The sequence below is a fragment of the Ramlibacter sp. genome, assembly GCF_013697775.1.
Lineage (GTDB): Bacteria > Pseudomonadota > Gammaproteobacteria > Burkholderiales > Burkholderiaceae_C > Ramlibacter.
This window is the reverse complement of the sequence record NZ_JACCWG010000412.1, coordinates 1-9,842: the sequence shown is the minus strand read 5'-3', so window position 1 is coordinate 9,842 and position 9,842 is coordinate 1. Positions and strand designations below refer to the sequence as shown.

Annotated in this window: 14 protein-coding genes; 6 read left to right on the top strand and 8 right to left on the bottom strand. The window is 67.0% G+C overall.

Annotated elements, in window-relative coordinates; all coding sequences use genetic code 11:
• Window positions 1–197: 197 nt before the first annotated feature.
• Genes H0U68_RS20935 through H0U68_RS20920 form a run of 4 tightly spaced genes read right to left on the bottom strand, consistent with a single transcriptional unit; the run spans window position 198 to window position 3,109 of the window.
• Entirely contained in the window at window positions 198–1,388 is a 1,191-nt protein-coding gene (locus H0U68_RS20935; protein ID WP_296358837.1) for a VWA domain-containing protein, read from the bottom strand.
• A 23-nt stretch (window positions 1,389–1,411) separates the two neighbouring features.
• Window positions 1,412–2,011, bottom strand: coding sequence for a GNAT family protein (locus H0U68_RS20930; protein ID WP_296358836.1), 600 nt, complete (start codon window positions 2,009–2,011; stop codon window positions 1,412–1,414).
• A 5-nt stretch (window positions 2,012–2,016) separates the two neighbouring features.
• Window positions 2,017–2,241, bottom strand: a complete 225-nt coding sequence (locus H0U68_RS20925) for a hypothetical protein (protein ID WP_296358835.1) — start codon at window positions 2,239–2,241, stop codon at window positions 2,017–2,019.
• Between the two features lie 13 nt (window positions 2,242–2,254).
• A complete protein-coding gene (locus tag H0U68_RS20920; protein WP_296358834.1) occupies window positions 2,255–3,109 on the bottom strand; it encodes a MoxR family ATPase in 855 nt (284 codons plus the stop codon).
• Between the two features lie 92 nt (window positions 3,110–3,201).
• Between H0U68_RS20920 and H0U68_RS20915 the strand changes: the two genes are divergently transcribed.
• Window positions 3,202–3,909, top strand: a complete 708-nt coding sequence (locus tag H0U68_RS20915; protein ID WP_296358833.1) for a c-type cytochrome — start codon at window positions 3,202–3,204, stop codon at window positions 3,907–3,909.
• 212 nt (window positions 3,910–4,121) lie between these two features.
• Complete coding sequence (locus H0U68_RS20910; RefSeq protein WP_296358832.1) at window positions 4,122–4,742, top strand: DJ-1/PfpI family protein; 621 nt, start codon at window positions 4,122–4,124, stop codon at window positions 4,740–4,742.
• A gap of 69 nt (window positions 4,743–4,811) precedes the next feature.
• Here H0U68_RS20910 and H0U68_RS20905 read toward each other — a convergent pair whose 3' ends face one another.
• From H0U68_RS20905 to H0U68_RS20895, 3 genes are all read right to left on the bottom strand, one after another.
• Entirely contained in the window at window positions 4,812–5,222 is a 411-nt protein-coding gene (locus tag H0U68_RS20905; RefSeq protein WP_296358831.1) for a nuclear transport factor 2 family protein, read from the bottom strand.
• A 112-nt stretch (window positions 5,223–5,334) separates the two neighbouring features.
• Complete coding sequence (locus H0U68_RS20900; RefSeq protein ID WP_296358830.1) at window positions 5,335–5,769, bottom strand: DUF1841 family protein; 435 nt, start codon at window positions 5,767–5,769, stop codon at window positions 5,335–5,337.
• 38 nt (window positions 5,770–5,807) lie between these two features.
• Window positions 5,808–6,290: a nuclear transport factor 2 family protein gene (locus tag H0U68_RS20895; protein WP_296358829.1), complete on the bottom strand. Its 483-nt coding sequence runs from the start codon at window positions 6,288–6,290 to the stop codon at window positions 5,808–5,810.
• A 62-nt stretch (window positions 6,291–6,352) separates the two neighbouring features.
• On the opposite strand from H0U68_RS20895, the gene H0U68_RS20890 reads away from it, so the two are divergent.
• Window positions 6,353–6,745, top strand: a complete 393-nt coding sequence (locus H0U68_RS20890) for a helix-turn-helix domain-containing protein (protein WP_296358828.1) — start codon at window positions 6,353–6,355, stop codon at window positions 6,743–6,745.
• 15 nt (window positions 6,746–6,760) lie between these two features.
• On the opposite strand, the gene H0U68_RS20885 is transcribed toward H0U68_RS20890, so the two are convergent.
• Window positions 6,761–7,573, bottom strand: coding sequence for an IclR family transcriptional regulator C-terminal domain-containing protein (locus H0U68_RS20885; protein WP_296358827.1), 813 nt, complete (start codon window positions 7,571–7,573; stop codon window positions 6,761–6,763).
• 55 nt (window positions 7,574–7,628) lie between these two features.
• On the opposite strand from H0U68_RS20885, the gene H0U68_RS20880 reads away from it, so the two are divergent.
• The 3 genes from H0U68_RS20880 to H0U68_RS20870 form a co-directional block, all read left to right on the top strand.
• Window positions 7,629–8,336 carry a 3-oxoacid CoA-transferase subunit A gene (locus tag H0U68_RS20880; RefSeq protein ID WP_296358826.1) on the top strand — a complete coding sequence of 236 codons (708 nt, stop codon included), beginning with the start codon at window positions 7,629–7,631 and terminating at the stop codon, window positions 8,334–8,336.
• Window positions 8,333–8,977 carry a 3-oxoacid CoA-transferase subunit B gene (locus H0U68_RS20875; protein WP_296358825.1) on the top strand — a complete coding sequence of 215 codons (645 nt, stop codon included), beginning with the start codon at window positions 8,333–8,335 and terminating at the stop codon, window positions 8,975–8,977. The genes H0U68_RS20880 and H0U68_RS20875 overlap by 4 nt, the downstream gene beginning before the upstream one ends.
• A 33-nt stretch (window positions 8,978–9,010) precedes the next feature.
• Window positions 9,011–9,842, top strand: an 832-nt coding sequence (locus H0U68_RS20870) for an acetyl-CoA C-acyltransferase (protein WP_296358824.1), incomplete at its 3' end; no start/stop codon positions are given.

The window sequence follows — 9,842 nt, the reverse complement described above, 5'->3', positions numbered from 1 at the left end:
CCCCCGCTCCACTCCTTCCCCTCGGGAGGGGTAAGGCCGATATGGGGTGCCCACATACGGCCGCACGGCGGCTGGAGAGTGCGCCATTACAATGGCGCACTCTCCTGCCGCCGTGCGGCCGTATGTGGGCACCCCATCTCGGCCTTCCCCCTCCCGAGGGGAAGGAGAGGAGCGGGGGTAGTCTCGTGTTCGGCCGCCTACTTTGACAGCAGCCGCATCGCTTCTTCCAGGCCCTTGATCGTCAGCGGGTACATGCGCTGGTTCATCAGCTGCTGGACAACGGAGATGCTCTGGCGGTACTGCCAGACGCCCTGCGGCTCGGGGTTGATCCAGGCGAATTTCGGGAAGGCACTGGTCAGGCGCTGCAGCCACTCGGCGCCGGCTTCCTCGTTGTTGTATTCCACGCTGCCGCCGGGCTGCAGGATCTCGTAGGGGCTCATGGTCGCGTCGCCCACGAAGACCAGCTTGTAGTCCTTGTTGTACTTGCGGACGATGTCCCAGGTGGCGAACTTCTCGCTGAAGCGGCGGCGGTTGTTCTTCCACATGAAGTCGTAGACGCAGTTGTGGAAGTAGTAGAACTCCAGGTGCTTGAACTCGGCCTTGGCGGCGGAGAACATCTCCTCCACGCGGCCGATGTGCTCGTCCATGGTGCCGCCCACGTCCATCAACAGCAGCACCTTCACGTTGTTGTGGCGCTCGGGCACCATCTTGATGTCCAGCCAGCCGGCGTTGGCGGCGGTGGACTTGATGGTGTCGTCCAGGTCCAGCTCGTCCTCGGAGCCTTCGCGCGCGAACTTGCGCAGCCGCCGCAGCGCGATCTTGATGTTGCGCGTGCCCAGCTCCTGGCTGTCGTCGTAGTCCTTGTAGGCGCGCTGGTCCCATACCTTCACCGCGCTCTTGTTGCGGCCCTTGTCCTGGCCGATGCGCACGCCCTGCGGGTTGAAGCCAAAGGCGCCGAAGGGCGAGGTGCCGCCGGTGCCAATCATCTTGCTGCCGCCTTCGTGGCGCTTTTGCTGCTCCTCGAAGCGCTTCTTCAGCGTCTCCATCAGCTCGTCCCAGCCCATCTTCTCGATCTTCGCCTTGTCTTCGGGCGACAGCTCGAGCTCCAGGTTCTTGCGCAGCCACTCCAGCGGAATGTCCTTGCTGAAGTCGGCGATGAACTCCACGCCCTTGAAGTACGCGGCGAAGGCACGGTCGAACTTGTCGTAGTGCTTCTCGTCCTTCACCAGCGCGGTGCGGGCGAGATAGTAGAAGTCGTCGATGCTCCAGGCGCCGTCGCTCACCGGGCCGACCACGCCTTCCTTGAGCGCCTCGACCAGGGTGAGGTATTCCTTGACCGACACCGGCAGCTTGGCGCTGCGCAGCGTGTAGAAGAAGTCGATCAGCATCGCGTTCTCCCCGAAGAAAGAGTTCAGCCGCGCGGGCGGTCGCGCAGGTACAGCAACTGGGCCTTCGCCTCGGGCCATTCGCCCGCGCGCATGCTGTACATCACCGTGTCGCGGATGGTGCCGTCGCGCCGCAGTGTGTGGCCGCGGATCACGCCGTCTTTTTTCGCGCCCAGCCGCTCGATGGCATTTTGCGACGCGAAGTTGAAATTGTCGGTGCGCCAGCCCACCACGTGGCAGCCCAGCGTGTCGAAGGCATGGCCCAGCATCAGCAGCTTGCAGGTGGTGTTGACGTGGGTGCGCTGGCAGTGCCTGGCATACCAGGTCCAGCCGATCTCCACGCGATTCACCGCCGGCAGGATGTCGTGGTAGCTGCTGGTGCCCAGCACCGTGCCGGTGGCTTCGTCGGTCACGGCGAAGGCGAAGCGGTTGCCCTCCTCGCGCTGCCGCAGCGCGTCCTGGATATAGCGGCGCGTGTCGGCCGGCTCGGGCACCGTGGTGACGCGGATGTTCCACAGCTCGCCGTCGGCCGCGGCAGCGGCCAGGCCGGCCTCGTGTTCCAGGCCCAGCGGGACCAGGCGGATGCCGCGGTTGCTCAAGGTGACGGGCTCGACGAAAGACGCCATCGGTTTCAATCCTTGGTGATGGAGGAAGCGCGGCCGCGGCGCCAGCGGCGCGCCATATGCAGCCCGAGGCCACCGCCCAGCCCGGCCAGCAAGATGCCGCCCATGGCGCTGTTGCCGTAGCCGGGCGCCAGCGGGTCCAGCCCGAGCAGCGAACCCAGGCCCCAGGCCAGCAGCACACCGCCGACGAAGCCGGCGGCGTCAGTCAGGCCCTCGACCAGCAGCGGGTGCATGCGGGCCCCGGCCTCAGCGGTTGTGCCGCTGCATGAACACGAGCTTCTCGAACAGCGTCACGTCCTGTTCGTTCTTCAGCAGCGCGCCCACCAGCGGCGGCACGGCGACCTTGTCGTCCTGGCTCTGCAGCGCCTCGATCGGCATGTCCTCGGCCACCAGCAGCTTCAGCCAGTCCAGCAGCTCGGAGGTGCTGGGCTTTTTCTTCAGGCCGGGCAGGTTGCGCACGTCGTAGAAGGTGCGCATCGCCGCGGCCAGCAGTTCCTTCTTCAGGCCGGGAAAATGCACGTCGACGATGCGCTGCATGGTCTCGGCGTCGGGAAACTTGATGTAGTGGAAAAAGCACCGGCGCAGGAAGGCGTCGGGCAGCTCCTTCTCGTTGTTGGAGGTGATGAACACCAGCGGCCGGTGCCTGGCCTTGACGAGCTCGCGCGTCTCGTACACGTAGAACTCCATGCGGTCGAGTTCGCGCAGCAGGTCGTTGGGAAACTCGATGTCGGCCTTGTCGATCTCGTCGATCAGCAGCGCCACCGGCTGGTCGGCCGTGAAAGCCTGCCACAGCACGCCCTTGACGATGTAGTTGTGGATGTCCTTGACCTTCTCGCCGCCGTCCAGGTCCTTCAGCTGCGAGTCGCGCAGGCGCGAAACCGCGTCGTATTCGTACAGGCCCTGCTGCGCCTTGGTGGTGGACTTGATGTGCCACTGCAGCAGCGGCATGTCCAGCGCCTGCGCCACTTCCTCGGCCAGCATGGTCTTGCCGGTGCCCGGTTCACCCTTGACCAGCAGCGGGCGCTTGAGCGTGATGGAAGCGTTCACCGCAAGCATCAGGTCCTGGGTAGCGACGTAGTTCTGCGAGCCTTGGAACTTCATGTGTGGGATGAGGCGGAAAGAAGGGCGGTGCGCGGCCGATATAATCGTGGGTTGATCCGAGAAGAACGACCCTTTCCAATTGTGCGCGCAAAATGACTAAGCTGTTGATCGTGCTTTCCGCCCTGGTTGTCGCTTGCGCGACCGCATCGGCGCAGACCCCCGCGGCGAGCGCTCCGGCTGCCGCCGCACCCGCCGCCGCGGCCCCCGTGCAGAAGGCTGCGCCGGCCGGCGCCAAGTCGGTCGAAGCCAAGGTCGCCATGTGCGTGGGCTGCCACAGCATTCCGGGCTACCAGGCCAGTTTCCCCGAGGTCTACAAGGTGCCGATGATCTCCGGCCAGGGCGCCAAGTACATCGCCGCCGCGCTCACCGCGTACAAGAACGGCGACCGCAAGCACCCCACCATGCGCGGCATCGCGACCAGCCTGTCCGAGCAGGACATCAGCGACATCTCCGCCTTCTACGCCGGCCAGGCCAAGCAGGGCAATGACAAGCTGAGCGCCGAGCCCAGCGGCCAGGCGGCGGAGCTGTTCAAGAAGGGCAACTGCGTGTCCTGCCACGGCGCCAACCTGTCCAAGCCGATCGACCCCACCTATCCCAAGATCGCCGGCCAGCACGCCGACTACCTGTTCGTGGCGCTGAAGTCCTACAAGACCGACAACAACCCCAGCGTCGGCCGCACCAACGCCGTGATGGGCGCGATCGCCAAGCAGTTCTCCAATGCCGAACTGAAAGAGCTGTCGAAGTACGTTGCCAAGGTGGATGGCGAATTGACAGTTCGTCCCGAAAGCCGTTTTCGCTAGTCTGACTGGCGAGCCAGTTCCCGGCAAAGAGGGCCTGCGCAAACGCGTAAGCGCGAACCAAGCCGACGCGAAGAGCGCGGGCGTGCACATTGCGTTGCGCTGGGCGATGAAAACTGTAGGACTTGCCGAACGCCCACATGCGTTGTCGGCCTCTTGCGCGCCACGGCAGACTCTTCTGAAAATGAATTTCAATCATGTACAGAAGAGTTCGAATGGAAAGATCAACTGTTCACTTCTTTGTTTGCGACACGATGGTCGACTCGGAGTACGGTTACGCCATCGCCGGCATCAACAATCCGATGTTTCAGGCGACGCCTGGAAAGTTCAAGATCAAGACCGTCGGCGTGTCCGACAAGCCCGTCACTTCGGCCGGTGGCTTGCGCGTCGAGCCCGACATGACGCTGGCCCAACTCAAGTCGGGCGACAGCGCGATGCTCATTCTTCCCGGCGGCGCGCTCTGGGAAAAGAAGGGCAACGGCGAAGCGGCGCAAGCTGCGGCCGGGTTCCTGGCCAATCACATTCCCGTCGCTGCCATTTGCGGCGCCACTGCCGGCCTGGCCAGGATCGGTTTGCTGGACGAGATCGCGCACACCAGCAATTCGAAGGACTACCTCATGCAGACCGGCTACCAGGGCGCCGCGTCTTACCGTGATGAGCCGAGCGTCGTTTCCGGCAAGCTGATCACCGCGGCCGCCATGAGCCCGGTAGAGTTCGCGCGCGATATTTTCGAGATGCTCGGTATTTACTCCGACAAGGTTCTCGCGGCGTGGTACGGGCTCTACAAGACCGGCGACGCGAAGTACTTTGCGGAGCTCATGAAGGCTGCCGGATGACGACGCGCCACGGCGGACAGGTGTCCAAGCATGGCGATCTCCAAAGTGGGTGTGGTCTGCGGAGCCCGATCAAGCCAAGCGGTCGGGAATGGGCTTGAGCTGGTAGACCTTCCAGAAGAACAGGTCGGCCAGGTGCTGATCGGCGCAGAAGTTGACGACCTCCTTGATCTTTCCGCCTTCAAAGCGGAAGACCAGGCACCAGGTGAGGTCCAGGCCTCCTGCCTCTTCGCTCCAGCCACGGTGATGGTCGATCACGTAGTCGCCGTTTTCGGCGACCACCAGGGGTTGGGCCTTGAAGTTGGCCTTGCCGAGTTGGTCGAAGAAGGCCAGCACCTCGTCAATGCCGCGCTTGGTGCCGGCCAGTGGGTGATGGCCCGGGATGGTCCAGCTGATGTCGCTGGCCATCACCTCGCGAACGCCAGCGACGTTCTTGGCGGCGTAGGCGGTGAAGAAGGCCTGAATCTTCTGGAGGTTGCTCATGGTGGCTCCTGGGTTTGGTTGGGAAACAGAGGGCCCAAGGCTTTTGCCCCGGCTCAAGGTGGCGATCAAACCGTTCAACTGCCTGCCTTCCCGAGGATTACTTCTTCCGGGGTTAATGCTGCGCGGCGCGCCGCTGCACGCATTCGACATAGGCCTGCCCATCGGGCGGACGCCCCGCGCGCTGGCTCTCCCACAGCATCTGCCCCAGGCACTCCATGGCCTCGTGGTGCGCGTCGTGCAGCGAGTTGCGGCGCGCCGCCAGCAGCTCCACGGCCTGGCGGATGCCGCGCGGCTGGTCGATGGAGCACTGCTCGCTGATCGACAGGTGCATCGACAGGTGCAGGAACGGGTTGGTGCGGCCGTCGGCGCCGTCATAGGCGCGCGCCACCGCGGCCTCGGCGTCGCCCAGGTCGGGGTGGTATTCGGGGTGCTCGGCCAGCCACTGGCCGGCCAGCGTTTCCAGCGCGTCCATCGGCTGGACAGCGCCGCTCTTGGCGTGCACGGCGCAGAAGAAGCGCCGCACGTCCTCTTGCGAAGGGTTGAACATAGGCGCAGCAGCCTAGCACGGCGCCGCGCGGGGCGGGCTCAGCCGGGAAACAGCACGCGCGGGTCGCCGTCCATCCACAAGTTCTCGATGCGCATGCGCCGGATCGCCCACAGGCCGTTTTCGGCCACCAGGTCGCACCAGTAGACGTTCTTCAGCAGCAGGTGCCGGCTGTGGTCGGCCGCGGGCAGGTGCTGCGCCTCCACCAGCGCGAACAGGCGCGCGCTGTCCCCCTGCACCTGCACGCGCGGGTTGGTAACGCTGTGCGAGGTGGTGATGGCCGCCAGCGAACCCAGGATGGCGTCGGTGATGTGCTCGCGCCCGCGAAACGGCGGCAGCTCCAGGCCGAGCCGCAGTGCCGGCTGGGTGAAGTCCAGCTCGGCGTCGTCAGCGGTCCAGGCCGAGTGGAACAGGGCGCGGTCGCGCAGGTCCTGCCCCGCGGCGAAGCGGTACAGCGCATCGACGATGGCGGCTTGCGCGCCGGCATCCGCCCCGGCCGAAGGAGGGTTGATCCAGGAGGTCATGCAGAAGGTGTCCGGAAAACTTAGAGTGCGCGAGCTTCCCGCACCACCCACCCGGTCACCAAATGGAAACCAGCACGCCTTCTTCCGACCCCGCCGCGCACCTGCTGTGCGGCGGCCAGTCGTGCGCGCAGCAGGTCGGCCGCGCGCTGCAGGCGCTTTCGGGCCGCTGGGCGTTCGGGGTGCTGGAAGCGGTCTACTTTGCCGGTGGCAGCGGGCGCTTTCGCGAACTGCAGCGGCGCATCGGGCGCATTTCGCAAAAAGAATTGGCGCGCCAGCTGGTGGGCCTGGCCGACACCGGCGTGCTGCGGCGCGTGGTGGCCGAGGACGCCGGCGTGCGCTACGAGGTCACGCCCGAAGGCGTGGACCTGCTGGTGCGGCTGCAGGCGCTGCGCGAGTGGAGCGGGCCGCGCGAACCCGCCGATCTCGCCGCCTGGGTGCGGCCGCTGGCGCGCTGAGGCCGCCGTCGCGCGTCAGCTTCCCTTCGCGCCGAGCAGCCCCGAGATCCGCCCGGCCGCGCGCAGCAGCGGCGGCAGCATCGTGTCCTGCATTTGCCGGGGCGTGGTGCGGTTGGCCTGGCCGCTGATGTTCAGCGCCGCGATGAAGCGCCCGGTGCGGTCGGCAATCGGCGCGGCGATGGAGACCAGGCCTTCCTCCAGCTCCTGGTTCACAAGGCACCAGCCCTGGCGGCGCGCCTGCTGCACCTTCGCGAGCAGCGCGTCGGCGTCGGTCACGGTGTGCCGCGTCAGCGCCTCGCGCGGCGACGCGCGCAGCCGCTGGCGCACCTCGGCATCGGGCAGGCCGGCCAGCAGCATCCGGCCCATCGACGTGCAGTAAGCCGGCAGCCGCGAGCCCACGCCCAGGCCGATGCGCATGATCTTGCGGGTGGGCACGCGCAGCACGTAGACGATGTCCGTGCCCTCCAGCGCCGCGGCCGAACAGGACTCGCGCACCTCCTCGACCAATTGCTCCATCACCGGCTCGGCCAGGTTCCAGATCGGCATGGACGAGAGGTAGGCGAAGCCCAGGTCCAGGATGCGCGGCGTGAGCGCGAAGAGCTTGCCGTCGGTTTCCACATAGTCCAGCGTCTGCAATGTCAGCAGGATGCGCCGCGCGCCGGCGCGCGTGAGGCCGGCGCGCGCTGCCACTTCGCTCAAGGTCTGGCGCGGCGCGGCGGCGCTGAACGAGCGGATCACTTCCAGCCCGCGCGCGAACGACTGCACGTAGCTGTCGCTGGGGGCGGGCGGCGGCTCGGCGGCTCGGCGCGCGGATGAGGCTGACGGCATGGCGGAGTTGGCCTAGAATTCAACAGACGAACAACTGTTCGCAATTAGAACATACATGATCGACAAGACCGCCTCTTGCGTCGCTGACGCGCTGGCCAGCATCGCCGATGGCAGCACCGTGCTGATCGGCGGCTTCGGCACCGCCGGCATTCCCGGCGAGCTGATCGACGGCTTGGTGGCGCAGGGCGCGCGCAACCTCACCGTGGTGAACAACAACGCCGGCAACGGCGACGCCGGCTTGGCCGCGCTGCTGAAGGCAGGCCGGGTGCGCAAGATCATCTGCAGCTTCCCGCGCCAGGTGGACAGCTGGGTGTTCGACGACCTGTACCGCGCCGGAAAAATCGAGCTGGAACTGGTGCCGCAGGGCAACCTGGCCGAGCGCATCCGCGCGGCGGGCGCCGGCATCGGCGGCTTCTTCACGCCCACCGGCTATGGCACCGAACTCGCCCGCGGCAAGGAGACGCGCGAGATCGGCGGCCGCATGCACGTGTTCGAGTCGCCGATTCATGGCGACGTGGCGCTCATCAAGGCCGAGCGCGGCGACCGCTGGGGCAACCTCACCTACCGCAAGGCGGCGCGCAACTTCGGTCCGGTCATGGCGACGGCCGCGAAGCGCACAGTCGCCACGGTGCACGAGATCGTGCCGCTGGGCGCGCTGGATCCGGAGGCCGTGGTCACGCCCGGCATCTTCGTCAGCAAGATCGTGCAGGTTGCGCGCACCGCCACGCGCGCGGGCGGCGCCCGCCGGGAGATTGCCGCATGAACGACACCAAGCGCAGCAAGGACCAGCTCGCCGCCCGCGTGGCGCGCGACATCCACGATGGTGCCTACGTCAACCTGGGCATCGGCATGCCCACGCTGGTGGCCAACCACCTGCCGGCCGGCGTGGAAGTGTTCCTGCACAGCGAGAACGGCATCCTCGGCATGGGGCCCGCGCCGGCCGAGGGCGAGGAAGACTACGACCTGATCAACGCCGGCAAGCAGCCGGTGACGCTGCTGGCCGGCGGCGCCTATTTCCACCATGCCGACAGCTTCGCCATGATGCGCGGCGGCCATCTCGACATCTGCGTGCTGGGCGCGTTCCAGGTGTCGGCCACGGGCGACCTGGCCAACTGGCACACCGGCGAAAAGGACGCGATTCCCGCCGTCGGCGGCGCCATGGACCTGGCCACCGGCGCGCGGCAGACCTGGGTCATGATGGACCTGCTGACCAGGCAGGGCGCCAGCAAGATCGTCGAGCGCTGCACCTATCCGCTCACCGGCATCGGGTGCGTCAAGCGCATCTACACCGACCTCGCCACACTGGAATGCACGCCGCGCGGGCTCAAGCTGATCGACACGGTCGAGGGGCTCGCGCACGGCGAACTGGAACGGCTCGTCGGCCTGCCGATCGCGCAGGCCTGACGCACACACCACGCTCAATTTTCGGAGACCCACATGACCCAGCACGCCTTCATCTGCGACGCCATCCGCACGCCCTTCGGCCGCTACGGCGGCGCCCTGTCCTCGGTGCGCACTGACGACCTGGGCGCGATCCCGATCCGCGCGCTGGTCGAACGCAATCCCAAGGTCGACTGGCAGGCCGTGACCGACGTGCTGTACGGCTGCGCCAACCAGGCCGGCGAGGACAACCGCAACGTGGCGCGTATGGCGCTGCTGCTGGCCGGCCTGCCCACCGACGTGCCGGGCGCCACCATCAACCGCCTGTGCGGCTCCGGCCTCGACGCGCTCGGCAGCGCGGCGCGCGCGATCAAGGCGGGCGAGGCCGGCTTGATGATCGCCGGCGGCGTGGAGAGCATGAGCCGCGCGCCCTTCGTCATGCCCAAGGCGGAGAGCGCGTTCTCGCGCAGCAACGCGGTGTACGACACCACCATCGGCTGGCGCTTCGTCAACAAGCTGATGAAGGAGCGGTACGGCATCGACTCCATGCCCGAGACGGCGGAGAACGTCGCCGCCGAACACGGCATCGAGCGCGCCGCGCAGGACCGCATGGCGCTGGCCTCGCAGCTGAAGGCGGTGGCGGCGCAGCAGTCGGGCTTCTTCGACGCCGAGATCGTATCGGTGACCATCCCGCAGAAGAAGGGCGAGGCGCTGGTCGTGAAGAAGGACGAGCACCCGCGCGAAACCAGCCTGGAAGCACTGGCCAGGCTGAAGGGCGTGGTGCGCCCCGACGGCACGGTGACGGCCGGCAACGCCAGCGGCGTGAACGACGGCGCCTGCGCGCTGCTGGTGGCCGACGAAGCCACGGCCGCGCGCAACGGCCTGGTGC

Coding starts and splice junctions, on each gene's coding strand:
- H0U68_RS20885 (WP_296358827.1), bottom strand. CDS start 7,573: ATGCCGTCAGCCTCATCCGCGCGCCGAGCCGCCGAGCCGCCGCCCGCC.
- H0U68_RS20895 (WP_296358829.1), bottom strand. CDS start 6,290: ATGACCTCCTGGATCAACCCTCCTTCGGCCGGGGCGGATGCCGGCGCG.
- H0U68_RS20925 (WP_296358835.1), bottom strand. CDS start 2,241: ATGCACCCGCTGCTGGTCGAGGGCCTGACTGACGCCGCCGGCTTCGTC.
- H0U68_RS20905 (WP_296358831.1), bottom strand. CDS start 5,222: ATGAGCAACCTCCAGAAGATTCAGGCCTTCTTCACCGCCTACGCCGCC.
- H0U68_RS20930 (WP_296358836.1), bottom strand. CDS start 2,011: ATGGCGTCTTTCGTCGAGCCCGTCACCTTGAGCAACCGCGGCATCCGC.
- H0U68_RS20915 (WP_296358833.1), top strand. CDS start 3,202: ATGACTAAGCTGTTGATCGTGCTTTCCGCCCTGGTTGTCGCTTGCGCG.
- H0U68_RS20890 (WP_296358828.1), top strand. CDS start 6,353: ATGGAAACCAGCACGCCTTCTTCCGACCCCGCCGCGCACCTGCTGTGC.
- H0U68_RS20875 (WP_296358825.1), top strand. CDS start 8,333: ATGAACGACACCAAGCGCAGCAAGGACCAGCTCGCCGCCCGCGTGGCG.
- H0U68_RS20920 (WP_296358834.1), bottom strand. CDS start 3,109: ATGAAGTTCCAAGGCTCGCAGAACTACGTCGCTACCCAGGACCTGATG.
- H0U68_RS20910 (WP_296358832.1), top strand. CDS start 4,122: ATGGAAAGATCAACTGTTCACTTCTTTGTTTGCGACACGATGGTCGAC.
- H0U68_RS20880 (WP_296358826.1), top strand. CDS start 7,629: ATGATCGACAAGACCGCCTCTTGCGTCGCTGACGCGCTGGCCAGCATC.
- H0U68_RS20935 (WP_296358837.1), bottom strand. CDS start 1,388: ATGCTGATCGACTTCTTCTACACGCTGCGCAGCGCCAAGCTGCCGGTG.
- H0U68_RS20900 (WP_296358830.1), bottom strand. CDS start 5,769: ATGTTCAACCCTTCGCAAGAGGACGTGCGGCGCTTCTTCTGCGCCGTG.